Annotated in this window: 33 protein-coding genes; 6 read left to right on the top strand and 27 right to left on the bottom strand. The window is 55.0% G+C overall.

Features of this window, described 5'->3' with window-relative positions; translation table 11 throughout:
• Positions 1 to 72 precede the first annotated feature (72 nt).
• The 13 genes from rplE to rplC all read right to left on the bottom strand — a co-directional run bounded on the left by rplE (position 73) and on the right by rplC (position 7,124).
• On the bottom strand, positions 73 to 609 hold the full coding sequence (gene rplE / locus VHE10_02235) for a 50S ribosomal protein L5 (protein HVU06583.1): 537 nt from the start codon (positions 607 to 609) through the stop codon (positions 73 to 75).
• A gap of 19 nt (positions 610 to 628) precedes the next feature.
• A complete protein-coding gene (gene rplX / locus VHE10_02230) occupies positions 629 to 847 on the bottom strand; it encodes a 50S ribosomal protein L24 (GenBank protein ID HVU06582.1) in 219 nt (72 codons plus the stop codon).
• Positions 848 to 858: 11 nt separating this feature from the next.
• Positions 859 to 1,230: a 50S ribosomal protein L14 gene (gene rplN / locus VHE10_02225; protein ID HVU06581.1), complete on the bottom strand. Its 372-nt coding sequence runs from the start codon at positions 1,228 to 1,230 to the stop codon at positions 859 to 861.
• 17 nt (positions 1,231 to 1,247) lie between these two features.
• Complete coding sequence (gene rpsQ, locus VHE10_02220; protein ID HVU06580.1) at positions 1,248 to 1,463, bottom strand: 30S ribosomal protein S17; 216 nt, start codon at positions 1,461 to 1,463, stop codon at positions 1,248 to 1,250.
• A gap of 117 nt (positions 1,464 to 1,580) precedes the next feature.
• Positions 1,581 to 2,006, bottom strand: a complete 426-nt coding sequence (gene rplP, locus VHE10_02215; protein ID HVU06579.1) for a 50S ribosomal protein L16 — start codon at positions 2,004 to 2,006, stop codon at positions 1,581 to 1,583.
• Positions 2,007 to 2,017: 11 nt separating this feature from the next.
• The gene (gene rpsC / locus VHE10_02210) at positions 2,018 to 2,710 is read right to left on the bottom strand and encodes a 30S ribosomal protein S3 (protein ID HVU06578.1); all 693 of its coding nucleotides are present in this window, start codon (positions 2,708 to 2,710) and stop codon (positions 2,018 to 2,020) included.
• Positions 2,711 to 2,715: 5 nt separating this feature from the next.
• Positions 2,716 to 3,093: a 50S ribosomal protein L22 gene (gene rplV / locus VHE10_02205; protein HVU06577.1), complete on the bottom strand. Its 378-nt coding sequence runs from the start codon at positions 3,091 to 3,093 to the stop codon at positions 2,716 to 2,718.
• Positions 3,094 to 3,108: 15 nt separating this feature from the next.
• Positions 3,109 to 3,453 (bottom strand): 30S ribosomal protein S19, encoded by a 345-nt coding sequence (gene rpsS, locus VHE10_02200; GenBank protein ID HVU06576.1) that lies wholly within the window; start codon positions 3,451 to 3,453, stop codon positions 3,109 to 3,111.
• Between the two features lie 171 nt (positions 3,454 to 3,624).
• Positions 3,625 to 3,804, bottom strand: a complete 180-nt coding sequence (locus tag VHE10_02195; GenBank protein ID HVU06575.1) for a hypothetical protein — start codon at positions 3,802 to 3,804, stop codon at positions 3,625 to 3,627.
• Between the two features lie 597 nt (positions 3,805 to 4,401).
• Positions 4,402 to 5,256 (bottom strand): 50S ribosomal protein L2, encoded by an 855-nt coding sequence (rplB, locus tag VHE10_02190; protein ID HVU06574.1) that lies wholly within the window; start codon positions 5,254 to 5,256, stop codon positions 4,402 to 4,404.
• Positions 5,257 to 5,276: 20 nt separating this feature from the next.
• Positions 5,277 to 5,729, bottom strand: coding sequence for a 50S ribosomal protein L23 (gene rplW, locus VHE10_02185; protein HVU06573.1), 453 nt, complete (start codon positions 5,727 to 5,729; stop codon positions 5,277 to 5,279).
• Between the two features lie 4 nt (positions 5,730 to 5,733).
• Entirely contained in the window at positions 5,734 to 6,474 is a 741-nt protein-coding gene (gene rplD, locus VHE10_02180; protein HVU06572.1) for a 50S ribosomal protein L4, read from the bottom strand.
• 17 nt (positions 6,475 to 6,491) lie between these two features.
• Complete coding sequence (gene rplC, locus VHE10_02175) at positions 6,492 to 7,124, bottom strand: 50S ribosomal protein L3 (protein ID HVU06571.1); 633 nt, start codon at positions 7,122 to 7,124, stop codon at positions 6,492 to 6,494.
• 204 nt (positions 7,125 to 7,328) lie between these two features.
• On the opposite strand from rplC, the gene VHE10_02170 reads away from it, so the two are divergent.
• Entirely contained in the window at positions 7,329 to 7,775 is a 447-nt protein-coding gene (locus tag VHE10_02170) for a type II secretion system protein (GenBank protein ID HVU06570.1), read from the top strand.
• A gap of 66 nt (positions 7,776 to 7,841) precedes the next feature.
• On the opposite strand, the gene rpsJ is transcribed toward VHE10_02170, so the two are convergent.
• The 6 genes from rpsJ to rpsL all read right to left on the bottom strand — a co-directional run bounded on the left by rpsJ (position 7,842) and on the right by rpsL (position 13,434).
• Positions 7,842 to 8,216 carry a 30S ribosomal protein S10 gene (gene rpsJ / locus VHE10_02165; GenBank protein ID HVU06569.1) on the bottom strand — a complete coding sequence of 125 codons (375 nt, stop codon included), beginning with the start codon at positions 8,214 to 8,216 and terminating at the stop codon, positions 7,842 to 7,844.
• The gene (gene tuf / locus VHE10_02160) at positions 8,216 to 9,409 is read right to left on the bottom strand and encodes an elongation factor Tu (protein ID HVU06568.1); all 1,194 of its coding nucleotides are present in this window, start codon (positions 9,407 to 9,409) and stop codon (positions 8,216 to 8,218) included. The genes rpsJ and tuf overlap by 1 nt, the downstream gene beginning before the upstream one ends.
• A 216-nt stretch (positions 9,410 to 9,625) precedes the next feature.
• Positions 9,626 to 10,240 carry a hypothetical protein gene (locus VHE10_02155; GenBank protein ID HVU06567.1) on the bottom strand — a complete coding sequence of 205 codons (615 nt, stop codon included), beginning with the start codon at positions 10,238 to 10,240 and terminating at the stop codon, positions 9,626 to 9,628.
• A 101-nt stretch (positions 10,241 to 10,341) separates the two neighbouring features.
• Positions 10,342 to 12,486: an elongation factor G gene (fusA, locus tag VHE10_02150; protein ID HVU06566.1), complete on the bottom strand. Its 2,145-nt coding sequence runs from the start codon at positions 12,484 to 12,486 to the stop codon at positions 10,342 to 10,344.
• Positions 12,487 to 12,518: 32 nt separating this feature from the next.
• Positions 12,519 to 12,989, bottom strand: coding sequence for a 30S ribosomal protein S7 (rpsG, locus tag VHE10_02145; GenBank protein HVU06565.1), 471 nt, complete (start codon positions 12,987 to 12,989; stop codon positions 12,519 to 12,521).
• 28 nt (positions 12,990 to 13,017) lie between these two features.
• A complete protein-coding gene (rpsL, locus tag VHE10_02140; GenBank protein HVU06564.1) occupies positions 13,018 to 13,434 on the bottom strand; it encodes a 30S ribosomal protein S12 in 417 nt (138 codons plus the stop codon).
• Between the two features lie 194 nt (positions 13,435 to 13,628).
• On the opposite strand from rpsL, the gene VHE10_02135 reads away from it, so the two are divergent.
• Positions 13,629 to 14,555, top strand: coding sequence for a class I SAM-dependent methyltransferase (locus VHE10_02135; protein ID HVU06563.1), 927 nt, complete (start codon positions 13,629 to 13,631; stop codon positions 14,553 to 14,555).
• A 28-nt stretch (positions 14,556 to 14,583) separates the two neighbouring features.
• On the opposite strand, the gene VHE10_02130 is transcribed toward VHE10_02135, so the two are convergent.
• Positions 14,584 to 15,207, bottom strand: coding sequence for a site-2 protease family protein (locus tag VHE10_02130; GenBank protein HVU06562.1), 624 nt, complete (start codon positions 15,205 to 15,207; stop codon positions 14,584 to 14,586).
• Between the two features lie 50 nt (positions 15,208 to 15,257).
• Between VHE10_02130 and VHE10_02125 the strand changes: the two genes are divergently transcribed.
• Entirely contained in the window at positions 15,258 to 15,500 is a 243-nt protein-coding gene (locus VHE10_02125) for a bL28 family ribosomal protein (protein HVU06561.1), read from the top strand.
• A gap of 31 nt (positions 15,501 to 15,531) precedes the next feature.
• Here VHE10_02125 and VHE10_02120 read toward each other — a convergent pair whose 3' ends face one another.
• A complete protein-coding gene (locus VHE10_02120) occupies positions 15,532 to 16,425 on the bottom strand; it encodes a ComEC/Rec2 family competence protein (protein HVU06560.1) in 894 nt (297 codons plus the stop codon).
• A 71-nt stretch (positions 16,426 to 16,496) separates the two neighbouring features.
• Here VHE10_02120 and VHE10_02115 point away from each other — a divergent pair, with 71 nt between their 5' ends.
• The gene (locus VHE10_02115; GenBank protein ID HVU06559.1) at positions 16,497 to 17,096 is read left to right on the top strand and encodes a Fe-Mn family superoxide dismutase; all 600 of its coding nucleotides are present in this window, start codon (positions 16,497 to 16,499) and stop codon (positions 17,094 to 17,096) included.
• On the opposite strand, the gene VHE10_02110 is transcribed toward VHE10_02115, so the two are convergent.
• Positions 17,047 to 18,519 (bottom strand): ComEC/Rec2 family competence protein, encoded by a 1,473-nt coding sequence (locus tag VHE10_02110; protein HVU06558.1) that lies wholly within the window; start codon positions 18,517 to 18,519, stop codon positions 17,047 to 17,049. The two genes, VHE10_02115 and VHE10_02110, sit on opposite strands and share 50 nt — an antisense overlap.
• An 80-nt stretch (positions 18,520 to 18,599) precedes the next feature.
• On the opposite strand from VHE10_02110, the gene VHE10_02105 reads away from it, so the two are divergent.
• Positions 18,600 to 18,944: a hypothetical protein gene (locus VHE10_02105; GenBank protein HVU06557.1), complete on the top strand. Its 345-nt coding sequence runs from the start codon at positions 18,600 to 18,602 to the stop codon at positions 18,942 to 18,944.
• A 55-nt stretch (positions 18,945 to 18,999) separates the two neighbouring features.
• On the opposite strand, the gene rnhA is transcribed toward VHE10_02105, so the two are convergent.
• Both rnhA and recJ read right to left on the bottom strand, forming a co-directional pair.
• Positions 19,000 to 19,686 carry a ribonuclease HI gene (gene rnhA, locus VHE10_02100; protein ID HVU06556.1) on the bottom strand — a complete coding sequence of 229 codons (687 nt, stop codon included), beginning with the start codon at positions 19,684 to 19,686 and terminating at the stop codon, positions 19,000 to 19,002.
• 2 nt (positions 19,687 to 19,688) lie between these two features.
• The gene (recJ, locus tag VHE10_02095; protein HVU06555.1) at positions 19,689 to 21,452 is read right to left on the bottom strand and encodes a single-stranded-DNA-specific exonuclease RecJ; all 1,764 of its coding nucleotides are present in this window, start codon (positions 21,450 to 21,452) and stop codon (positions 19,689 to 19,691) included.
• A 32-nt stretch (positions 21,453 to 21,484) separates the two neighbouring features.
• Here recJ and VHE10_02090 point away from each other — a divergent pair, with 32 nt between their 5' ends.
• On the top strand, positions 21,485 to 21,850 hold the full coding sequence (locus VHE10_02090; GenBank protein ID HVU06554.1) for an HIT domain-containing protein: 366 nt from the start codon (positions 21,485 to 21,487) through the stop codon (positions 21,848 to 21,850).
• Here VHE10_02090 and pgk read toward each other — a convergent pair.
• The 3 genes from pgk to VHE10_02075 are packed head-to-tail and all read right to left on the bottom strand — an operon-like array spanning position 21,847 to position 25,477.
• Positions 21,847 to 22,974 carry a phosphoglycerate kinase gene (gene pgk / locus VHE10_02085; GenBank protein HVU06553.1) on the bottom strand — a complete coding sequence of 376 codons (1,128 nt, stop codon included), beginning with the start codon at positions 22,972 to 22,974 and terminating at the stop codon, positions 21,847 to 21,849. The two genes, VHE10_02090 and pgk, sit on opposite strands and share 4 nt — an antisense overlap.
• Positions 22,958 to 23,725 (bottom strand): triose-phosphate isomerase, encoded by a 768-nt coding sequence (gene tpiA / locus VHE10_02080; protein ID HVU06552.1) that lies wholly within the window; start codon positions 23,723 to 23,725, stop codon positions 22,958 to 22,960. The genes pgk and tpiA overlap by 17 nt, the downstream gene beginning before the upstream one ends.
• Before the next feature lie 21 nt (positions 23,726 to 23,746).
• Positions 23,747 to 25,477, bottom strand: a complete 1,731-nt coding sequence (locus VHE10_02075) for a choice-of-anchor R domain-containing protein (protein HVU06551.1) — start codon at positions 25,475 to 25,477, stop codon at positions 23,747 to 23,749.
• Positions 25,478 to 25,481 lie beyond the last annotated feature (4 nt).

Raw genomic sequence — 25,481 nt, 5'->3', positions numbered from 1 at the left:
CCGGCGAAAAATAAAAAGCCTTGGGAAAAGCTTTGTAAAGCCATCCTATCAAACCGACACCGCCCTGTCAAACTACGCCTTCTTGATCGGGAAACCGAGGAGTTCGAGGAATTTCTTGGTCTCTTCCTTCTTGCGGACGTTCGTGAGAACGGTCACGCCGAGGCCGAAGACGTCCTTGAGCTCTTCATCGGTCGTCTCCGGGAAGATCGAGTGCTCTTTGACGCCGATCGAGTAGCCGCCCATGCCGTCCATCGAAGCCGCAGGAAGGCCGCGGAAGTCTTTGGTTCGAGGGAGCGCGATATGCACGAGCTTCTCGAGGAAGTTCCACATCTTTACGCCGCGCAGCGTGACCTGGTAGCCCATTGGATCGCCTTCGCGCGATTTGAACGAAGCGATGGACTTCTTGGCGCCCTTCAATACCGCCTTCTGGCCGGTGATCTTCATGAGCCTATCGCCTGCGAGTTCGATCTTCTTCTTGTCCTTGAACGAGCCTACGCCGGCCGATACGACGACCTTGAGTACCTTCGGAGCCTGCATGGCGTTCTTGTAGCCGAAGTCTTTCTTCATGACTTCGAATGCGGCGACCTGCTTTTCTTTGAGAGTTTTCATAATGGTGTCGTTACTGAAATTACTTCGCCTTTGCGACGTTCGATGCGTGGAGGGGCATCTCCTTGTCTATGACCTGGCCTTTCTCGCCCTGCTTGCGAGGCCTCATGTGGCGCTTCATTTTATTGACGCCAGATACGATGACCTTGTTCTCCTTAGGCATAGACTTAACCACCTCGCCGGTCTTGCCTGCGTCCTTCCCTGCCAAAACTATCACTTTGTCTCCTTTCTTTACGTGCATGGTGGTGTGTATTAAACGATTTCGGCTGCGCGCGACGCGATGGTCTGGAAGCCCTTCTCCGCGAGCTCGCGAGGGATAGGACCGAAGACGCGTCCGGCGAGAGGCTCTTTCTTGCCCTTTTCGAGGATGACGACCGCGTTCTCGTCGAAGCGGATATACGAGCCGTCCCTGCGCTTCGCTTCCTTTACGGTGCGGACGACGACTGCGTGGAGGACGTCCTTCTTTTTGACGGCCTTGCGAGGCTCGGCTTTCTGAACCGAGAGCACGACGACGTCGCCGATCTCCGCATAGCGCTTCGCGGCCGAGCCGAGCACCTTGAAGATGCGGCCTATCTTTGCGCCGGAGTTGTCTGCTATTACGACTATTGAGCGTGGCTGAAGCATGGGAGTTGATTAAATGATTATGCGGCTACGATGAAATTCTTGTCCTTGGAGATAGGCGCGCACTCGACGATGGTGACTTTGTCGCCTTCTTTCTTGGTGTTGCCGGCGTCGTGAGCCTTGAACTTCTTCGAAACCTTCATGAAGCGCTCGTATTTAGGGACCTTTACGAAGCGGTCTACTTTGACGACGACAGTGTCCTTCATCTTTGCGGAGACGACGACACCCTGAAGGATCTTGCCCTCGCCGGCCTTAGCGGTCGTCGAAGAGGCGACGGATTTCGGGGCGTCCGCTTTCTTCTCTGCTGCTGGTTTTTTGCTAAAGATAGACATGGTATTAAGTGTTACGTCGTATTACGCGATCTCGCGGGAGATTATGACCGTCTTGGTCGGGAGCTTGGTGCCGCCCTTGCGGAGAGCCTCGCGGGCCATAGCTTCGTCGATGCCGTCCACTTCGAAGAGCACGCGGCCGGGCTTTACCGGAGCGCAGTAGCCCTGGAGATCGCCCTTGCCCTTGCCGAGCTTAACTTCGGCAGGCTTCTGGGTATACGGCATGTCCGGGAAGATGCGGATCCAGAGCTTGCCGTTCTTGCCGATCTCGCGAGAGATGACCTTGCGGGCCGATTCGATCTGCTCAGATCGGATGCGAGCCGCAGAGATAGCCTTGAGGCCGAACGATCCGAACGAAAGGTACGTGCCGCGGGTCTCCATACCCACTTTCGAAGGGTTCTTGCGCATCACGTGCCACTTCCTGTACTTTACTTTTTTAGGGACAAGCATGGGAGTTTGTATTATTTAGCGGCGTTAGGACGAGCGGCCTCCTTCTTATTGAAAACCTCGCCCTTATAGATCCAGACCTTGATGCCGATGTCTCCATAGGTCATGTGAGCCTTCTCGCGAGCGAAATCGATGTCGGCGCGGAAGGTCTGGAGAGGAACCTGGCCCTTCTTCATGTCTTCGACGCGCGCCATTTCAGCTCCGCCGAGGCGGCCGCCGAGGAAGATGCGGACGCCCTTCACATCGCGGTTAGCCATGACCTTTTCGACGGTCTGCTTCATGACGCGGCGGAACGGGAGGCGTTTCTCGAGGGATTCGGCGATCATGTACGCGACGATAGCCGCATTAGATTCAGGCGATCGGATCTCTTCGATGTCGATCTTGAGGTCCTGACCCTTTGCGAGCTTGGAGCCGTTCTTCTGCATGAACGAGAGGATATCGGACTTGAGCTTTACCGCGCCCTCGCCCTGTCGGCCGATGATTACGCCCGGTCGCGAGGTCGTAATGATGATGCGGACGGCTTTCTCGTTGCGCTCTATGTTGAGGTCGGCGACGTACATGCCGCGGAACTTCTTGGCGAGGAATTCGCGCAAAAGGACGTCGGACTTGAGGTTCTCCTGGTACTTGCCCTTACCTGCGAACCATCGGGACTTCCAGTCCCTGATGATGCCGAGGCGATGCGCGTATGGATGTACGGTGTGTGACATAGTAATTATTTGGTTGTCTTAGGAGCCTTTGCTTTGGCTGCTTTCTTGGCCTTCGGTTCCTTGGTCTCGAGGACGAGCTTTACGTGGCTCGACTTCTTCCTGATCGGGAACGCAGAGCCGCGGGCGCCCGGCATATAGCGGTTCATGGTGACGCCCTGGTTCACGGTGCACTCCTTTACGTAGAGGTTCTCTGTTGCTACGCCGAGGTTCTTGGCATTAGCGACTGCCGAATTAATGAGCTTGGCCAATGGATCCGAAGCGCGTTTTGTGGTCACGCCGAGCATATCGAGAGCCTGCGCGACGGTCTTGCCCTTGATCAAAGACGCGACGAGGCGGACCTTGCGAGGAGACTGGCGATAGTTAGTGAGAGATGCGGTGACCATGGGAATATATAGATATTAGGCCTTTTTCTCGGTCGTAGCGGCCTTAGCTGCCGATGCAGCCGCCATTTCAGACTCCTTCTTCTTCATTTCAAGCTCCTTCTGCATCTTGCCGCCGTGCTTGGTGAACTTGCGGGTCAAAGAAAATTCGCCGAGGCGGTGACCTACCATGTCTTCCGACACGAGGACCTCGACGAAGTCTTTGCCGTTATGGACGCCGAACTTGAAACCCACCATTTCAGGCGAAATGTGGCATGCGCGAAGCCACGTCTTAATAACGCCGGTTTCCTGGGGTTTCTTGCCCTCGATCTTCTTGAGAAGCCTTGGATCTACGTTCAGTCCTTTTGAAAGGGATCGCGTCATTTGCTGTGTTGAAACAATGGATTACAGCTCGGGCGTCTGGGCTATAGTTGCTAGAAACAACTGGTGGAAGATAAAAACTAGGCTTTTACCTAGTTTCTACCGTCTAGTGCCCATTCCGAAGCTAGTGGTGGATATCCTATCAGAGGACGGAAATAAGTCAAATATTTTGCATTACCAGCCTAAAATGTTAGACAAAGTTGCAAAAATAATGCCTATAGCGCCATATGCGACTGAAAATCTCCAAAACAAAGCCCATGCAAGTCCAAGTAACGTCATTTCCTTATGAGCATCTAAGAAATCGGAAACGTGCGGATTAAATCCCCTCCCCTTATCAAATTCTACTTTAATCATGTTTAATTAACATTGATCTATAAGGAACATTCTATCATCCAGGCTAAAGCCTAAGAAAGCAAACAAAAAGAGAGCTCCTTAGCTCTCTTGTGAATAGAGGGACTTAATCCCTCTGCTCCTCCATGCTCTTTGCTGATCTTGTTTACCAATTCGATGCATTTCGAAGGATTTTTGGAATCTTCGCGATGAACTGCCGCATAGAATCGTCCATGGGCGGAGCATCGCTGACGTCTGGGCTTATGGATGACATAGGTAAAAGACTTTTCGCTATTAAACAACGATTTCCTCAAAAAAACCCGACCAATGGAGTGGCCAGATTTGCAAAGAGATTAATCGACCTTAAGATCGTTGACGATCCCATCAAGGTTCGAATTGAAATCTTGAGCCCCACAATTACATTTCTCTCCTCCCGACGGTCCTTCGATGGGACACGTGGCCGCATGGAGTTTTCGAGGAATCTTCTTAATCTTTTCATTCGCGAGAGCCATCTTGCCGATAAGTTTTATTTCAAACGGAGTAGCAGTCATAAGTTAAAGAAGTTTAATCCATTCAAGCATAGAAACAAAAAAACGGCCATCCGGCCGTTTTTTTGTTTCATTACTGAATATTGTTCCTATCCTTTCCAACCTTGCGCCTCGAAACGATGAAGACGTTCGAGTACTTCTTCGGCGTACGGGTCTTCTGGCCCTTGCCGGCCGGCTTGCCCCATCGGGTCTTGAGCCTTCGGAGACCGCGGCCCTGTCGGCCTTCACCGCCGCCGTATGGATGGTCTACCGGGTTCTGCGCGGTACCACGGACCGTCGGGCGGATACCCAGCCATCGCGAGCGGCCTGCCTTACCCGAGTTCACGAGCCAGTGCTCGTCGTTCGATACCTGGCCGACGGTAGCGAATGCCTCTTCGTGGACCTTTCGGACTTCGGTCGAAGGCATCTTGATCATGGTATAGCCTGCGTCGTTACCGATGACCTGGGCGAATATGCCTGCTGCACGAGCCGCCTTTGCGCCGGAGTTCGGCTTAAGCTCGATGTTGTAGATGAAGGTGCCTACAGGGATCTTCTTCAAAGGAAGAGCGTTGCCTGGCTGGAGAGGAGCGGTGACGCCGGTCACGATGGTCGTGCCTGGCTTTACGCCCTTCGGAAGGAGGACGTAGCGTCGCTCGCCGTCGCGATATGCCGCGAGGCCGATGAAGCCCGATCGGTTCGGATCGTATTCAATGGACTTGATGGTCGCAGGAATGTCTTTCTTGTCATACATGAAAGAGATGTCGCGATAGAGGCGCTTATGGCCGCCGCCCTTGTGGCGCACGGTAACGCGTCCTGCCGCGTTTCGTCCTACGTCGCGCTTTCGGCCATAGGTGAGAGCCTTAACAGGATCCTTCTGGGTGATGTACTCCTTGAAGTTGATCGTCTGCATCTGGCGCCTGCCTGGAGATGTTGGTCGATATGATTTCATTGGATTGATAATTACTTAGATTATATGAATTCGATGGTCTGTCCCTTCTCGAGATAGACGTAGGCCTTCTTGCCTGCCGAAGTCGAACCCTTTCGGCCGCGAGCGAACATGGCCTTGCCCTTTACCGCAGCGGTCGAGACCTTTACCGGCGTGACCTTGTATGCGGCTTCGATAGCGTCAGCGATCTGGCGGACGTTCGCGCCTACCTTCACATCGAACGTGTATACGCCCGACTGCGAGAGGATGCCTGCCTTTTCCGTGACGCGGGGTTTGATGATGACCGACTTCTTGTCGAAGACGACGCCCGCAGCCGCTGCAGCGCGCTTTTCGTCCTTGGACTCCTTCTTTGCTTTTGCTTCCTTTTTATCCTCCTTGGCAGGCTTAACTACGGCGACGGCCTTGGTCTTCTTTGCCTTGTCCTCGCCTGCGGTCGCATTGCCGGCCTTCTTCCTTTGTGTGTTGAAAAGCGACATGGTATTAGATCTTATTTTCGATAACCTTGAGCGACTCCGTAGGATTCTCGATGACGAGGAATTTGTTGGTGAGGACATCGAGGAGGTTGACGTTTCGCACTTCGTCTACGGAGACTGCGCGGACGTTCCTGAAGGACTTCTCGACGTTGACGTCTTTCTTCGAAAGAGCGATGAATGCCGCGTTCTTAGGCTTCGTGACGAGCTTGCTGAAATCCTTATTCTTGGCGAGGCCGGCAAGAGCCGAGATAGCCTCAGCGGTCTTCGGAGCCGAGAACGAGAGCGATTCGACGAAGATGACCTCGCCGTCGCGGTACTTCTTGGAAAGGAGCGTGAGGAAAGCCTTCGCCTTCGCGCCCTTATTGACCTTGCGATCATAGTTCTTGTCGTTGCGAGGGCCGTGAGCGACGCCGCCGCCTACCCAAAGAGGCGATCGGGTAGAGCCGTGTCGAGCGCGACCGGTGCCCTTCTGGCGCCATGGCTTCTTGCCGCCGCCGCGCACTTCCCCGCGGGTCTTGGTATGAGCAATAGGCTGTCGAGCGGTCGACATCATCGAGTGCATGACCTGGTGGACAAGGTCAGCATTCCATGGAAGGCCGAAGACCTTTTCAGGGAGCTTGACCGTGCCTGCCGATGCGCCCTTGGTGTTATAGATCGTCGCCTCGAGGCCGACAGAAGCTTTTGCTGCCTTTGGAGCCTTCGCCTTTGGCGCTGCCGCCTTCTTTACTGCTTTAGTTTCGTTTTTCATATTCGTGTATGTGAAGATTACGCGACGATAGATACGAGAACTCCCTTTCGACCGGGAAGAGAGCCGTGGATAACGAGTTCATTGGTCTCCGGGCGGACCTGGAGGACCTTGAGATTCTTGACGGTGACCATGTCGCCGCCCATGCGTCCCGGCATGCGCTTGCCCTTGTTGACGCGGCCCGAGCTGTGGCGGCCTTTGCCGTTGATCGAACCGACTTCGCGCTCCGAGTGCTTCTGGCCGTGGGTTCGCGAACCGCCCTTGAAGTGGTGGCGCTTGACGGCACCCTGGAAGCCCTTGCCCTTCGATTCCGAGCGAACCGAAACCGTATCGCCTACGGCGAACATGGAAAGGTCGATCTTGTCGCCGACCTTGAATTTAGCGGCCTCTTCCGCGGAAACGCAGAATTCGCCGAGGTGTCGGAAATTGCCGGCGCCTTTGTCCTTCATATGTCCGACAAGAGCCTTACCGAGGCGAGACTCCTTCTGGTCGCCGAAGCCGACCTGGAAAGCCGAATATCCGTCGTTGTCTACCGTCTTTACCTGCGTGACCGTAACAGGGCCTGCCGAAAGGACCGTCGCCGGGAAGGCGCGGCCCTCTGCGTCGAAGACCTGCGTCATGGCCTTTTTAGTGCCAAGGATGAATTTCTTCATTGGTTTGCGCGAGCGCGGAGCTGGGGGCTCCGTAGGCTCTCTTAATATCCCAAATAAATAAAACTGAAATCAAAAAAGAAGCCGTGCTTCTCTTGTGGGGGTCATACTACCCCACTGGGGAAAATAAAGCAAATGAGGGCCGAAAACGCCTGCTATACTTATCCTCGAGCTGAAAAACACAGCATTATTAGTTTTTTGATCGATATGAAGAATTTGAAGAAAGGCTTTACCCTCATCGAACTCCTCGTTGTGATCGCTATCATCGGCATATTGTCGTCGGTAGTGCTCGCATCGTTGAATTCGGCGCGAAACAAGGGCAGCGACGCGGCCGTAAAGGCGCAGCTCGTCTCCCTTCGCCCTCAAGCGGAGCTCTATTTCGACGGCGCGGGCAATTACGGATCGGCGGCAGGCACGGTCTCGTCATGCTCGACCTCTGGCTCGATATTCGTCGCCGACCCGAAGATGAGCGACCAGATAGCGGCATTGGCATCTACGTCCCCTGCAGTGGCATGCTACGCATCCCCTGCCGGAACCCAGACGGCATGGGCGGTATCGGCGCAGCTCGTCTCGACCTCGACTTATTGGTGCGTAGACTCTATGGGCGCATCGAAGGGTTCGTCGGGTCCTGCCACGTCGTCGGTCTGTCCTTAGCAGAAACCTGCAATATAAAACCACCCCAGGCCTCGGCGGGGTGGTTTTATATTGCAGGTTTCTGCTTTAGATCATCTTGACGTCGATGTTCACGCCCGATGGGAGCGACATATTCGTAAGGGCTTCGATGATCTTCGCGTTCGGATTCAAGATATCGATGAGGCGCTTGTGGACTCGCATCTCGAACTGTTCTCGCGCATTCTTGTATACGAACGACGAGCGGTTCACCGTATATTTCTTGATCTCCGTAGGAAGAGGGACCGGGCCGAGAACCGTTACGTCGTAACGGAGAGCGGTGTCGATGATCTGCTTGACCGAAGCGTCGAGGATCTTGTTCTCGTACGCTCGCACGCGGATCCTCAAGCGAGGAGAGGTGTCTGCCGCTTTCGCTTTTGCCGGAGCCTTCTTCGGAGCTGCTTTTTTAGGAGCCGTAGCCATAATTACTTGTTGATCTTGGTGACGACGCCTGCGCCTACGGTCTTGCCGCCTTCGCGGATAGCGAAGCGCTGCTGCGCCTCAAGGGCGATAGGAGCGTGGAGCTTGACCGAAAACGTGACGGTGTCGCCAGGCATGACCATTTCAACGCCAGGCTTGAGGGTGACTTCGCCGGTAACGTCCGTGGTTCGAACGTAGAACTGCGGCTTGTAACCGTTGAAGAATGGAGTGTGGCGGCCACCTTCTTCCTTCTTGAGGATGAGGACCTCTGCCTCGAATTCGGTGTGAGGGGTGACCGAGCCCGGCTTTGCGAGGACCTGACCGCGATGGACGGCGTCCTTCGCGGTGCCGCGGAGGAGAACGCCGGCGTTGTCGCCCGCCATGCCCGACTGGAGCTGCTTGTTGAACATTTCGATACCAGTGATCGTCGTGTTCGTGGTGTCCTTGATACCGACGATCTCGACGGTGTCGCCGACTTTTACCTGACCGCGCTCGATACGGCCCGTGACCACAGTTCCGCGGCCTTCGATCGAGAAGATGTCCTCGATAGGCATGAGGAATGGCTTGTCCGTAGCGCGCTCCGGCATAGGGATATAGGTGTCGAGCGTATTCATGAGATCCTTGATCTTCATTGCCCACTCGTCCGTATTGTCCTTCGCTTCAAGAGCCTTGAGAGCCGATCCGCGGATAACAGGAGTGTTAGCGCCGTCATAGCCGTATTTCGTAAGGAGATCCCTGACTTCGCCTTCGACAAGGTCGATGAGATCCTTGTCTTCAACGGCATCGCATTTGTTGAGGAATACCACGATCCTTGGCACGCCGACCTGCTTTGCGAGGAGGATGTGCTCTCGAGTCTGCGGCATAGGGCCGTCGATCGCCGACACTACGAGGATAGCGCCGTCCATTTGAGCGGCACCCGTGATCATGTTCTTGATATAGTCGGCGTGGCCAGGAGCGTCGATGTGAGCGTAGTGGCGCGCGTTCGACTCGTACTCGACGTGAGCGAGCGAGATGGTAACGACCTTCGATGCATCGCGCACGGTACCGCCCTTGGCGATATCTGCGTATGCCTTGCCTACTGCAAGACCGTCTCGAGCCTGCGTCGCGAGGATCGCAGTCGTAAGCGTAGTCTTGCCGTGGTCAACGTGGCCGATGGTACCCACGTTAACGTGCGGCTTGCTTCGTGTGAATTCTGCCATAAGATTTTTCTTTTGTAGGCGGCCTAGATCTGTGCGCGAGAGATGCCAGATCCAGAGCGTCTACGAAATGAATGTTCTAAGGATAATAAAAGACGCAAAAATGCGTATGAGAGCATAGTATCAGAACGGACGCTGAAGTCAATTTATGTTAAGAAAAGGCCGCTTCCCTATCAGGGAGCGGCCTCGGACATCGATCGAAAGCGTTTCGGAGCCCGATTAGTCCGAACTCCCTGCCCTAGCCAGAGCTTCAAGCTCGATGAGCGCGCATTTGAGCTTGTCGAGCAGGAGCGAGCGCATCGGAAGCGATTCGCTGAATGTGACTTTCCGGTATGCGGCCCAGGCCGTGAGCCAGACCTGGAGATCGCTCGTCTTATGAGGATCGTCAGCGATATCGAGGTCTTTTTCGCTCGGCGTAAAGCCTGCAAGCAATTCGCTGACCGGGACCTGCGTCCCCGGCGGGAACGGATGCTCGAAGAACCGGCAGACGATGACGTCGGCGGCGAGAAGAGGAAGGCTCGGAACGGAGCCTTTCTGCCACGCCGGACTGCCCAGACTGCTATTCCAGAAGATCTTCCTGACATCGGCAGTCTCGCTGATGTCATCAAGGGGAACGCCATAGAAGACCTCTCCGAAGGCCTGCCAATACGGGGAAACGCCTCGCGCGAGGAGCTCGTCGATCTCTTTTTCGGTCGCCGGAAAGATCACTCCTTCGTAAGGCTCCTCGACGAGCCGGTCGTCCAATTGAATGACGCGACGCCATATGCCGTCGCGGCGGATAAGGAGCCCAGTTTCCGGAGGATTCCTTTTTGTTCTTTCAACGATTTTAATCATAATTGATGTACAAGTTTCGTCTCGATACTACCCTGCTTTCGCCACAGGTCAAGAAAAAGCCGCCTCGCGAGGCGGCTTTTTCTTGCAAGATTCGAATAAGGCTATTTCCTTGCCTCGACGATCGTCTTCTCGACGTTCGGAGGAACGACCTCGTAGTGGTCGAATTCCATCTGCGCGCTTCCCTGGCCCGAGGTCATCGAGCGGAGAGCGGTCGTATAGCCGAACATCTCGGCCAACGGGACCTTTGCGATGATCGAAACGGCCTGGCCCTTCGGGTTCGTGCCTTCGATCATGCCGCGCTTCGCCATGATGGAGCCGGTGACGTCGCCCATGAATTTCTCCGGGGCTACGACTTCGAGCTTCATGATCGGCTCGAGGATGACGGGCTTCGCACGCTTGGCGCCTTCCTGGAATGCCATCGAGGCGGCGATCTTATATGCGATTTCCGAAGAGTCCACGTCGTGGTACGAACCGTAGGTCAATTCGCACGATACGTTCACCATCTTGTAGCCCGCGACGATACCGCGATCCATAGCTTCGTGAACACCTTTCTCTACCGCAGGGATGAATTCGCCCGGGATGACGCCGCCCTTGATCGAGTCGATGAATTCGAAGTCATCGTATCGGGAGACGTTCTTCGGGATCTTCTCGCCTTCTATCAATGCAGGGAGAGGCTTGAGAGTGATCTTTACGTGGCCGTACTGACCCTTACCGCCCGATTGCTTGATGTACTTGTGCTCTGCTTCCGCGGTCCCGAGGATCGTTTCGCGATATGCCACCTGCGGCTTGCCGACGTTCGCATTGACGCCGAATTCGCGCTTCATGCGGTCTACCATGATCTCGAGATGGAGCTCGCCCATGCCTGCGATGAGGGTCTCGCCCGTTTCAGCGTTGGACGTGATGCGGAACGTAGGGTCTTCGTTCGCGAGCTTGCGGAGCGCCGTGCCCATCTTCTCCTGGTCGGCCTTAGTAGCAGGCTCGATGCGAAGCGAGATGACCGGTTCCATGAACTTGATGGCTTCGAGGACGATCGGATTGTTCTCGTCGCAGAGCGTATGAGACGTGAGAGCGTCCTTTAAGCCTACGGCTGCAGCGATCTCGCCTGCATAGACTTTCGTCACTTCTTCGCGCTTGTTCGCCTGAAGGCGCACGATGCGCGAGAGGCGCTCTTTTTTGCCCGTGGTCGAGTTATATATGTACGAACCAGCTTCTACGGTACCGGAGTACACGCGGAAGAACGTGAGCGCGCCGACGAACGGATCGTTCTGGAGCTTAAATGCGAGCGCCGCGAAAGGCTCCTTGTCGTCTGCGTGACGGAGGATCTCCTCGCCCGTATCAGGGTGATGGCCCTTAACCGCAGGAATGTCGAGCGGCGACGGGAGATAGTCCACGACGGCGTCGAGAACGAGCTGGACGCCCTTGTTCTTGAGAGCCGTACCGGTCATGACCGGGAAGAGCTTGCATGCGAGGGTCGCCTTGCGGAGGCCGGCCTTGATGGTCGAGATGTCGAACTGCTTTCCTTCGAGGTACGCGTTCATGAGGCTGTCGTCGGTTTCCGCGATCTTTTCGATGAGGATAGCCCGGTATTTGTCTGCCTCTGCCTGCATGTCCGCAGGGATTTCTTGTTCGATGACGTTGATGCCCATTTCGCCTTCGAAGGTATAGAACTTCATTTTAACGAGGTCTATGACGCCCTTGAAGTTCTCTTCCGCGCCGACAGGGATCTGGATGCGCACGCCGTTCTTATTAAGGCGTTCGAGGATCGATGCGAACGACTTTTCGAACGAAGCGCCCATGCGGTCGAGCTTGTTGATGAAACAGATGCGGGGGACGTTCGACTCGTCCGCATAGCGCCAGTTAGTCTCAGACTGCGGCTCTACGCCTGCCACGCCGTCGAATACGACGACCGCGCCGTCGAGCACGCGGAGGGATCGCTTGACCTCTACGGTGAAGTCGATGTGTCCCGGAGTGTCGATGACGTTGAAGCGGTGCTTCATGCTGTTGTCGCCCTTCGGCATGTACGTCGGATTCCAGAAACAGGTGATAGCGGCAGCCGTAATAGTGATGCCGCGCTCCCTCTCCTGTTCCATCCAGTCAGTGGTCGTCTCGCCCTCGTGCACCTCGCCGATCTTGTGGATCATGCCGGTGTAGTAAAGGATTCGCTCCGAAGTCGTGGTCTTACCCGCATCGATGTGGGCGATGACGCCGAAGTTCCGGACCTTATCCAATGGGTAGTCTCGATTCATAGATTAATTAATTGAACAAAAGAACTAGATAATTACCAAGCGAAATGAGCGAACGCCTTGTTGGCTTCGGCCATCTTATGGGTGTTCTCACGCTTCTTGACCGCCTCGCCTTCGTTCTTCGATGCGGCGATGATCTCGTCAGCGAGCTTCGCGGAGATAGGCGCGCCCTTCTTCGAACGAGCGGCGTCTATGATCCACTTGATAGAGAGAGCGTCCTTGCGCTTCGGCCTGACTTCGACAGGGACCTGATAGTTGGCGCCGCCGACGCGTCGGGAGCGTACTTCTACGTTAGGAGCGGTATTCTTGAGAGCCGCCTCGAAGACGTCGAGAGGATTCTCAGACTTGGTCTTCTCTTTGATGATTTCGAAGCATTTGTACACGTTCGTGCGGGCCTGGTTCTTCTTGCCGTCGTACATGATGTAGTTCATAAGCTTCGAGACCTTTTCAGACTGGTATTTTACGTCTGGAGCGAGGTCGCGCTTTATATTGATCTTGCGTCGCATGGGATTGTTGGTTTAAGGAATATAAAGCTTATTTAGCCGCCTTTGGCCTCTTGGTGCCATACTGGCTGCGACCTTTGCGACGAGTCTCCACGCCTGCGGAGTCGAGGACGCCGCGGACGACGGAGTATCGAAGACCGACGTCTTTGACGCGACCGCCCTTGAGAAGCACCACAGAGTGCTCCTGGAGGTTGTGGCCCATGCCTGGGACGTATGCGGTGACTTCCATACCGTTAGAGAGTCGAACGCGGGCGATCTTTCGGATTGCCGAGTTAGGCTTCTTCGGGGTCTTGGTCGTCACTTTGATGCACACGCCGCGCTTGAACGGCGAATAGAAATAACGAGGCTTGTTCTTGAGCACGTTGAAGCTCTTGGTGAGGGCGACGGACTTCGACTTCCTTTTGAGGGAACGTCGGTTTCGCTTCACCAGCTGGTGAATGGTTGGCATTCGTTGGTTTTGTTACGGAAGATGCGGTGACTTCGCGGTTCCGGACGAGGTTGTTCAGTGTCCGGCGCCGTTACTCGCCTCTTCCCTGTTAAATAGCGCCAGATACTTAAATCTGGGACGCCTCGTGAGATTACTATAAATAGAGAGTTTGGGCAAGAAAAAGCATAAAAGCAGGGATATGCTAGATTTGCAGTATGAAAACCGGCAATCAGCCCTATGAGCTATTCCGCAAGCACGCCCAGGAGCTCGACCTCGTCGAACCGCTTTTTATAGAGAGCGATGCCGATATCTTCAGGCCTGCGTTCTCTGCTGCTGGCGCCGCTGCCCAGAGCGCGGTCGTGTTCTTGCCTAAATCAAAGGGACTAATAGACATGACGCTCGCTCTCGTGTCGGGAATGGTCGCGGAAAACGGCCTGATCGTGCTCGCGGGCGCGAACGATGCGGGTATCAGGTCGGCGAAAGACCTGTATGAGAAAAATATAGGCCCCGTCGACCGAAAGATCGTCGGAAACCATTCAGCGCTCTATGTCGGTCGCAATAAAAGACTCGGCGCAGGCAAGACGTGGCGAGATTTTCTGAAGTTCTTCTCGCTTTCATATAAAAATCTGACGCTCGACATCGCCAATATCCCCGGCGTCTTCAGCGCAGGCGAATTGGATGAAGGGACCAAGCTGCTCTTGGATAATATTCCATACGACAAAGCTTCTATCCTCGATATCGGTTGCGGAGCAGGCATCATAGGCGCGGTATACAAGGAGACGAATCCGACGGCAGATGTGACCATGTCAGATACGAGCATGATCGCTGTGCATGCAAGCGAGGAGACGAGGAAAAAGAACGGACTGGCCGCGCAAGTCGTTCATTCAGACGCATTCGAATCGATCGAAGGCCGATTCGATCTCATCGTATCCAATCCCCCGTTCCATTCAGGCATCGAGACGAACTATTCATTCATAGAGAGATTCGCCGCGGGAGCGAAGAAGCATTTGAAGCCGGGCGGCGAATGCTATATCGTCGCGAACTCGTTCCTCGCATATGAAGGGACGCTTGAAAAATATATAGGCCCGACCGAAACGATAGCCGATGACGGCAAATTCAAAGTATTGAGGAGCCGCGTATAATCACACCGAACGACGCACGCCGAGAAGACTAGAGCGACACCCCCGTAATGACGCGGAAGAGCCAGGGAATGACCGGCTCGAAGATTGGCCAAAGGAAGACGAGGAATATAAGCACGCCGATAAAGCCGAGGCGCTCTATGGATTGGCGCACGCGCATCCACGATCGCGGGAGGATCGCGCTCAATATCTTTGACCCGTCGAGGGGCGGTATGGGAATAAGATTGAATATCGCGAGCGTGACATTCACGAGAGCGATGATGGCGCAGAGCGCGGCCGCCGGACCGGCGATCATGCCCTGCGGGGCTATATAGAAACGGATGATCAATCCGAATACGAAGGCTATCCCGAGATTGGACAATGGTCCGGCGGCCGCCACGATCGCTTCGCCCCAACGCTGATTGCGCAGGTTGTACGGATTGAACGGAACGGGCTTGGCCCAGCCGAAGAGGAAGCTTCCCGGAAGCATCAGCGACAGCGCGGGCAATATGATAGTGCCGACAGGGTCTATATGCTTGAGCGGGTTGAGCGTCAGGCGGCCTTCGTATTCGGCGGTGCGGTCGCCTTGGGCCAAAGCCGCATATCCATGGGCTACTTCATGGATGATGACCGAGAACAGAAGGACGATAAGCGAAAATATGAATTGAAAGGCCATATAAAGCGAAAAGCTTGCGAAAAGACATACGTATGATAGCATGACGGCCTATGGCAAAAATCTGCCCAGTCACAAAAAGGACGTCCCTCGTAGGAGGCGGATATTCGAACCGCACCCGTGCGACGCAGTTCAACCCTACCGGAAAAGTCCGCCGACACCTCAATCTTCAGCCGAAGAAGATCTATATCCCTGAGATGAAGAAGTCTATCCGACTCACTCTTTCGACTCGCGCCATCAAGACCATCAATAAGAACGGCGCGTACGCGACTCTCAAGAAGGCAGGCATCATCTAATGCGAAAAAACCCCGCCGGAGCGGGGTTTTTTCATTTTCGCCAAACCCTTTTTCCGTCGCTGACGAATTCGATCGTGCCTTCCCGATCAGTTCGGAGCACGGGAATATGGAGCGACCGCAAAATATCCAGGACTTCCTTGTGAGGATGGCCGTATCGGTTCCCCTCTCCGGCAGAGACGATGGCATATGCGGGAGACACCGCTTGGACGAAGGCTTTGCCCGACGATGTTCGCGATCCGTGGTGACCGAGCTTCAGAATATCGCTTCTCAAGCCTGCCGCATCGAGCTTCATAAGATGATTCTCTATTTTCTTCGGGGAATCGCCTGTGAGGAGTACCGTCGTCGAAGCGTAGACGACCTCCGCTACGATGGAGGCTTCATTCGTGTCTTTATAATTCGAGACGTCTTCGTCGGGAAAAAGGATCCTGAACGAGACGTCCGGGCCGATTTTATACGACTCTCCTCTCCGCGCGCGGATATCGCGGATGCCTTTCTCCGAAACAAGCTTTTTGATCTCGTCATCGATAGAATTCTTCGAGCCGATGCCGGGCTCGAGGAATGATCCGACCTCGAAATCCTCCAAAATGTCCGGGAAGCCGGAGATATGATCGGCATCGGGATGGGTTTCGACGACGACGTCTATTTTCCTGTCGCCGGGCGGCATGACGTCAGAGAGCTTCTCCCGCAAAACTTCCGCCGAAGGGCCGCTGTCTACGAGCATGTCGCTTCCGTCAGGCGCGCGGACATATATGGCGTCGCCTTGCCCTATATCGAGGAAATAGACATGAAGAAGCCCATCTTCGACGAAAGCTCGCCAGGCATCATGCGGACGCGCGATAAAGAACCGAACGAAGACGGCGCATACCAAAATCGCGAAACCGAAAACGATTCCCGTCCTTATCCTTGTATCCATTCGTATATCCATAGAGAGGAATATATCGGCCCTCTATGAAATAAAGATGAAGAGCGTATAATCAAAATATAACCATCACTACTATGAAGAAATTCGAAGAAAAGAAATTCAATATCCCTGCCCTCAAAGGCATCAGCGCCAAAAATATCGAAGAGCACCTTAAGCTCTATTCCGGCTATGTGAAGCACGTAAACCTCATCCTCGAGAAGATAGACGAGATGGCGAAGGATTCCGAGAAAAACGCGTATGCCCTTGGCGAACTCCAGAGGCGCTTCGGCTTCGAATGGGGCGGCATGAGGAACCATGAATACTATTTCGCCCATTTCGAAGGCGGTCCGAAGACCCTTGCCGATGGAAGCATCCTCCGCTCCGAGATCGAGGCTGAATGGGGCTCGTTCGACGGCTGGCTCGCGCGATTCAAGGCGATCGCTTTGACCCGCGGCGTGGGCTGGGCAATGCTCTATGCCGACAAGAAGACCGGCCGCCTCGTGAACGGCTGGGTGGACGAACAGCACCTTGGCCAGCTCGTAGACGCGTCCCCTATCCTGACCCTCGACATGTGGGAGCATTCGTTCGTGACTGACTATCAGCCTTCCGGCAAGAAGAATTACGTCGAAGACTTCTTCGTCAATCTCAATTGGCAGACGGCTGAGGAGAATTACGCCGCTTCCGCAGGAAAATAAGGACCGCGGCGAAGATCGCGTAAGAGACCGCGAAGAGAGGCGCCCCGAAGAGGGAGCCGCGCGCCTTTATCGTCGCGAACGGGAGCGAACCGAACACATCGACCGTCTTAAGCATGTATACAAGGAGCAGATTCGTCGCCCATGCAAAGGGTACGGCAATGATATGGCCGATGAATCCGGCCATGCCCAGTACGAATCCTCCAAGCATGGCGTACGGGACGCCCGGCAATACTAGAAGATTCGGTATGAGCGCTATGACCGATATCTCGCCCATCTTGGAAAGGATGAAAGGCAGGGTGAATATCTGCGTTCCGATCGTCATCGAAAGAGTTTCGCGCATGCCGAACCGTTCAGGGATGAATGAGAGCCGTTCTTTTATGAGAGGTGCGACGAATATAACGGCTATCGTCGCAAGGAACGAGAGCTGGAACGATATATCGAATGCCAGTATGCGCGGATTCTGAACGAGCATGACAAATGCCGAAAGGACGAGCGCCCGCACGACGTCATATCGCCTGCCCATGCCTTCGGCGAATAAATGCACAAGGGCCATGATCGTCGCGCGCACGGTCGTGGCGGATGCACCCGTCATCACGGCGAAAAGCACGACGGATACGGCGCCCGCGGATCTTCCCGCCGTTTTCGGCAGGAAAGAAAAAGCCGCCAGGAGGCTTTCGGCGACAACCGTTACGTTCGAGCCGGAAAGGACGAGTATATGCGTCAAGCCCGACCGGCGGAAATGTTCCGTTACGTCTTCGGGCAAAGCCCCCTTTTCGCCCAGAAGCAGTCCGCCGACGAATGACGACTGCGGTTCGGGCAAGGCATCGCGTATCCGGTCCATGAAAGCGGATTTGATGGCGATGAGCCCCGAAACGATCGGATTCCCTTTTCCCGAAGCGAGCCTTTTTATTTTGGGAAAAGACATTTTATAGCGGATGCCGTCTTTGCCGAGATATGAGATGTAATCGAATTCAGGGCCGCCTTCGAACGTCTCGAAATTCTCCGGCAATTTGAGCGTCGCCGTTATCAGAAGCTCGTCCCCATAGCGATATCCGGGAAATTTTGACGCGGAAACGACGATACGGTCAGGGCTCTTTTCAGGCTGAAAGCAAAACCTCTGCCCGTCCGCCTTTTGATCCGGCTCTGCGCAGACGATGCCGGAAACCGTCGTCTTTCTGCCTATATATTGATCCAGAGGATGATCGTCGCTCTTAGTAACGCCGAATCGCAAAGCTCCGACTATGCATACGAGCACGGAGCATGTGTATAGGAAAGGCTTCGGCCTGCCCCGCATCAGTATCAGAACAATCGCGCATGCGATCGCACCGCATATGAGAAATGCAAAAGGCATAGCGACAAAAGACGCCGCGAGCACTCCGGCGAAAAAAGATATGGATAAAAGATAGAATGCGAAGCTCTTCATACCGAAACTTTATCGAAGGAAGATGAAGGAAACGTGAAGTAGCGCAGAAAAAATCCCGATGGTAAGGTAGAAAAAGAATCATGAGGCCCATCGAATGGATACTGCTATCCGTGATCGCCATATTGATCATCGCGGTGACGATATTCGAGGTGTGGGATAAGCGGCGGCGGAACAGAATCGAATCTGCGCGAAGGCAATGGCTCGAAGCCCGGAAAAAGCGCGAAAAATGGCATACCGATCCGGCCCACCAGATCGGAAGCCCTCACGGCCAGTGGCTCCTTCGGGCGGAAGTCGGCGCGTTCGACTTCTATATGCTCGCGAAGCTCGAACCGGCAGTGACAGACAGGCGCTATTCCGAACAGCTCTGCGCAGGATTGATCGACGATCCGTACATCCAAGACCCTGAACCTCGGACATTCAAATAACCAGGCGGCGCGATGAGAATCGCGCCGCCTTTTATTTCCGCCTATTTCCCGATCCCTACATCCCCCACTCTTTAATGATAGCCGCTTCGTCCACGGCGCTCACTGATTTCTTGAATTTCGCCCCGCGAACGCCTTTGACGCGAGCCTCGCACTCGGTCCAGGTCTTATGCTTTTCCAAAACGCCGTCGACGAGAGACAGATACGAATATGCGGGAGCCGAAGACGATAGTCTTTTCGTCCCAGCGGCAGGCTTCGCATCGAGATCGATCGGGTACTGTTTGCGAGCGCCTTGATACAGACCCGGATCGCGCCCATCGGCGCAGGATGTCGCTATCTCGTCACAGCGTTCGTTGCCCGGATATCCCGCATGCCCTTCGACATATTTCCATTGTATAGAGAGACCTTTCACGGCGAACGCCAGAGCTTCCCAAAGGTCGCGATTGCCCACGTCTTTTTTGCCTGCGGTCTTCCAACCGTTCCTTTGCCAGCCCGAAACCCATTCGGTTATGCCCTGAATAACGTATTTCGAGTCGCTTTGAACGACGATCGGTCCCTCAACCTTGTTCTCGCTCACAAATACAAGGGAGTTTATCGCTGCCGAAAGCTCCATGCGATTATTGGTAGTATTCTCCTCCCTGCCGCCCAATTCAGTTACCTCATCGTCGGTGCGGATGATAGCTCCCCAGCCGCCGGAGCCGGGATTCCCTCGGGAGGATCCGTCGGTGAATATAGTGATGGACATGGCTAGAGTATATCAACAATGCGCAGGCGCAGTTCGGGATAATTCTTGAACGTCGATTTTTCTATATGAGCGACGATGTCTACGGGCTTTTGCGCTGCGACGTGCTTCGGGAGCGATTCCGTAGGCGAGAAAAACTGGATCGCCGATATCTTCCTACCCGCAAGGTCGCGGAAGATGAGTTCTGTGTGATTTCCTTCCTTGCCAAACGACTTCACCGCGTCAATGAACGCTCCCTTTACGAGGAACATCGGCTTCGGATTGCCTACGCCGAACGGCGCGAGCTTTTCTATGTCCTTATAAAGGTCCCAAGAGATTTCTTCGAGCGATATGACCGCGTCTACCTCGACCGCCGATTGCGCCAAAGCAGGATTTCCGTCGGCGTGCGCTGCCGAAAGCTCTTCAGCCGCTTTTTCGAGAGATTCGGCAAGCATATGAACGCTTTCATTCGAAACCTCAAAGCCTCCGGACGCTCCGTGGCCGCCGAATGCGATGAATGAAGCCGGCGTCTTCTGCATGATGGCAAGGACGCTCGCCGCACCGCCTGACGCATTCGTCTTCCCCGACCTGCACGAGCCCTTGATGACGCCTTCGCCGTCCCTGCCCCACAGGAATGCGGGCCTGCCGTATTCTTCGGCCAAACTATTGGCTACAAGCCCCAAAAGCGACGGCCTCCAGGCCGGATTTCCGAGGACGATCGCTTTTTTATCGACGATGTCGCGCTCGGCTAATATCTTTTTGACCTCTTTGACCAAGGCGGCAACGGTCCCCTTACGCTCGTTGTTCACGTGCTCGAGGGCGTCGGCATATGCGCCCGCCAGCGCTTCGTCCGATGTCGACAGCAGATCAAAGGCGACCTTCGGTTCGCCCATCCGCGACGCGGCATTGATGCGCGGAGTTATAGTGAATCCGACATCGTCTTCGGAGATATACTCGCGCTTTACGCGCAGCTTCCTGAAAAGCTGGGAAAGGCCGGGCCGCGCGGTCTTCTTCAGTACTTTAAGGCCATAGAACGCGAGCGTGCGGTTCTCGCCGGTCAAAGGTACCATATCGGAGAGCGTCGCTATGCCCACCATGTCGAGGAACCATTTCTCCCAGTCCTGCTTTATGCCGAATTCAGCGCCGTGCTTGCGGAAGAATGCCTGGACGAATTTAAAGACGACGCCCGAACCGCAGAGCATCTTCTCCGGATACGCGCACGACGCCACTTTCGGGTTGAGAATCGCGTATGCATCCGGCAATCTCTGCATTATCCCATCTTCGGCGAGCGGCGGCATATGATGGTCGGTCACGACGACGTCTATTCCCGCGCCCATCGCTTCAGCGACCTCTTCCAAATCGGCGATGCCGCAATCTATGGTGATGAGGAGCTTGGCGCCGCTTTCCTTGAATCCTTGGATCGCGCCGGAATTGAGGCCGAACCCTTCGTCGTGGCGGTGCGGGATGTAATTTTCGAAATTGTCATAACCGATCTTCTTCAAGGCATCATGCAAAACGACTCCGCCCGGTATGCCGTCGGCGTCATAGTCGCTGTATATGATGATCTTTTCGTTATTTTTGACGGCGCGATGGACGCGCTCGACCGCTTTGTCCATATCGCGCATCAGGAACGGATCGTGCGTATGGGAATCATAATCAGGGGTAAGGAATGCCGCCGCGTCTTCTGCCGTCCTGACGCCGCGTGAGTATAAGAGGTTCGCGACGACGTCCGAAAAAGCTCCGAGTTCGGCTGGTTTGTCTGCGAGAGGCGTCCGGACGGCGTAATTCATAAGCGTATTTTAGCATGTGATATCATCGAGATATGGAAAGCTGCATATTCTGTAAGATAGTTGCGGGAACGATACCCGCCCACAAGGTCTACGAGGACCCTGATTTCCTGGGATTTCTCGATATAAATCCCCTTTCGCCGGGACACGCGCTCGTCATACCGAAAAAGCACTATCGCTGGGTCTGGGACGTTCCGAATGCAGGCGCATATTTCGAGATCGCGCGCAAAATCGCCCTTGCCCAGAAAAAAGCCTTCGACACCGACTTCGTCCTCTCAAAGATCATAGGCGAAGAAGTGCCCCATGCGCACATCTGGATATATCCGGATAAGAATATCGCCGGGGATCCGAAAGATTTCGCCAAAAATGCAGAGCTTATCCGCGACAATCTCCGGACTTAGGCGCCAAGAGCTTCTATTCCCGGCAGGGTTCCCTTAGCGAGGAATTCGATCATGGCGCCGCCGCCCGTGGATACGAAAGAGAATCTATCCAGGAGCCCCATTTTAGCGACCGATGCGATGGTGTCGCCTCCGCCGATGATAGACCTCGCATGGCTGTCGGCGATGGCGCGGGCCAAAGATTCCGTTCCCTCCCCGAAACCGCTCTCATAGTCGCCGAGCGGGCCGTTCCAGAGCACGAATTCGATCTCGTTCAAAAGATCGGCGAGCTCGCTTATGGTGCGCGGCCCGGCGTCCATGATCTTTTCGCCGGGACCGACCAGTTCGGGATCGCGCACGACCCTCTCAAGAGGGCTCGATACGACGACGTCGGCCGGTATCATGAGGCGCGGGTTCTTTTCGATGTGCTTCAGATTGACGCGGGCTTTAGCAATAGTCGAAATGCCGACTTCATAGCCTTTCTCTTTGTAAATATCGTTCGCCAATGCGCCGCCGACGAAAACATAGTCGGCGATATCCAGGAATTTTTCGATGAGAGGCAATTTCGTGTCGAATTTCGCTCCGCCGAGGACGAACAAGAACGGATGCGGAGGGTTGAAGGCCTTTGAAAGCTCTCCCACCTCTTCTGCCAAAAGCGGGCCCGCGAAATGAGGGATCAGTCTCGGCACGGATACGATCGAAGCGTGCTCGCGATGCGACACGGCGAACGCGTCGTTCACGTAATAGTCGGCCAGAGACGCCAAACGGCCGGCGAATACGGGGTCGTTCTCCTTTTCCCCCGGATCCTGGCGGAGATTTTCGAGGATGATGATATCGCCGTCCTGCATGGTGTTCACGACTTTCTGAGCGTCTTCGAGTTTGGCGACGAATGCCTTGACCGGCATTTTCGCGGTTATATATGTGGCGACTCGCGATAGAGAATCCGTCACATCGCTTTCGATATGGCTTATGACGATGGTCTTAGCGCCCTTTTCGCGGAGCATTTTAAGCGTCGGCATCGAGCGCCGGATGCGGAAATCGTCTCGGACTTCCCCGCCGACGATAGGGACGTTCAAATCGAGGCGCAAGAGGATCTTCTTGCCCTTGATATCCTTTTCGTCTGCGATTTTCTTAAAGGGAGTCGGCATATTCGATGATCGCGCTGAAAGCCTTCGGATCGAGCGACTGGCGGCCGATCAAAAGCCCGTCGACGGACGATTCGGCGAGCATCGCTTTGGCATGCTCGAAATCGACGGAGCCTCCATAGAGGACGGGGATCTTGAGCCCGTCTTTTTTTCCGAGGGCTTCGGCCGCGACCTTGCGGATATATATAGTCATCTCGTGGATGTCTGACGGCGAGAGCGACGTGTCATAGCTTTTGCCGATCGCCCAGACAGGCTCATAGGCGATCGTAACCCACTTCGCAAGCTTCTTATTTACCGAAGAGAGTATGCCGATGACCTGCTCCCGCACGGCGCGTAGATACTGTGCATTCGGGTCGCGCTCGGATTCTCCGACGCAGACGATGACGCGGAGGCCCGCCTCAAGAGCCTGCGCCGCTTTTTTCGCTACGATCTCGTCCGTATCGCCTGCTTTGCGTCGCTCGCTATGGCCGACGATGGCGTATTCTGCGCCTGCGCTCTTGAGCTCGCGCGCCGATACCGAGCCGGTGAAAGCGCCCTCGGCATGTTCGGAAACATCCTGAGCGGAAATATGGATCGGTCCTTTTCCGACGAGCTCGCGGATAAAAGGCGCCGGAGGAGCTATGACGACCGTAGTCTTTCGAGCGTCCTTTGCGGCGCGCAGAATGGGCGAAAATATCGCCTTCGCTTCTTCGCGCGTAGCGGGATTCATCTTCCAATTGCCGACCAGTATGAAGCTTTTCTTTGCTATGCCCATCGCCCAATTATAGCAGAGGCGCTATTGGGTTTCTTTCCAGGTCTTTATGCCGAAAGAGCCTTCGGTCGTACCGCCGGTAAGGTTCAAACTCGCTACAGAAGGGTCATATATGAGGTTCGCCCCGCCGTCGGTCGTTATATGCTTTGCCGAAGCCGCTTTTGCGGTGGCGCCGCCGGTGATGAGGAGGCCGCCGTACGGCACGAAAACGACCGTATCATTCGCCCCGCCGTTTATGGTGATGGCCGGATCGGCCGTATTGGTGGAAACGAGGAGTATGTGGCCGTTTCCAGAGCTTCCGGTGATGCTCGCGCCGCCGTTGAGGCTTATCTTGCCGTCAGAGATGATGGCGAAGCTTTTGCCCGTTCCCTGCGGCATGACGGTCGCGCCGCCGTTTATCGTCACGTCGCCCGTGACCCATATTATGCCAGATACGACGAGCGTTCCGCCGCCGGAAACCGTCAGGTTGCCGCTTATCTTCTGCGGGCCGATGGTCGCGCCCGACCAATCGACGCTTCGATTGCCCGAATACGTGCCGCCTGCGGCTGCAGTAGCCTTCCAACCCGTGATGGTCGAGTCGGCCGCGGGATATTGCTCTATCGGAGGATCGCCGCGGGACGTGTCACAGGCCTTGTTATTCTCGCTTCCTGTCTGGCAGTAGAGCACGCCCGACGAGGTCACGTTCGATACGTTGTATCCATACGCGCTTCCGACCGTGAATCCGGTATAGCTGTCTATGCCTTCGATACTCGTCTGATTCGTGCCGATATAGATCCTGAAATACGCATCGAGAGTCGCCGGAGAGACGTTGCTCCACGACGTGTTGTATTTACCAAGCTTCGCCGAGCCGGAGCTATAGGCGTTATTATTCGCGGCGATGACGTAATAATTCGAGGAGTTGTTATTAGCGTCTATGACTATCCAATAGGTCGTGCCCATGGTCAGTATCGGATTGGCCGTGAGGGTGATGTCTTCCCATGAATACGACGTCGAAACCAGGGACGAGGAGAGTGTGCCGCTCGCAAGAACCGTATTCGACGGCGAGCCGGAACTATTCGTCGTGATCCTGATGGTCGCATTCGAAGGACTGCCCACTTTCTTTATATATAGCTGGAGATCGGCGATCGAAAGCGTCTGCGAAACAGTGAAGCTCTGCGCAAAGTCCTGGGCATTCGTCGTCGAAGCGAAGCTTATGGAATTAGTCGGCGTCGAAGGCGATGAATTATCTTGGTCCAAGTCAGCCGACGATCCGCCCGCTGCCGTGGCGAGGCCTGATATGCTGCAGAATCCGCAGCCGCGGATTGATCCGGTCGTATAGATATCGCCCGTAACCGAGCCGCTATTCAGGTCTATGCCCCCTACTCCGCCCTGGAGCACGAATGGGAATGACACGCCCGCAGTTATATCGAGCGTCGCTTCGGTCGTGCGGTTCGTGCCGACGACGTCGCTCGCCGAATCTATCTGCTTGTCGCCATCAGAGCCCGTAACAATAGTGGAAGTTGCCTTCGTCGTGCCGATAGCGAGCGTCTCGACCGATCCGATCTGCTTGCTGTTTTTGATCCTGTATATGGAGTCTTCGAGAGACGACTCAGACGTGTAGTAGCTCTGCTTGGAATTAGATTCGTTGCGGACCGTTTTGACCTCGCGCGAGACGGCGTCCGCGATGCCGCCCACGATCACCGCCCCGCCCACGAGGACAAATATGAGCGCGGTCATGAGAGCGAATCCTTTCTGCGTTTCGTATATTTTTTTCATGGAA

It is taken from the genome of Candidatus Paceibacterota bacterium (assembly GCA_035546035.1).
GTDB lineage: Bacteria > Patescibacteriota > Minisyncoccia > Phycocordibacterales > UBA6065 > UBA6065.
Note: the sequence above shows the minus strand (reverse complement) of the source record. Positions and strands in the feature narration are given on the sequence as shown.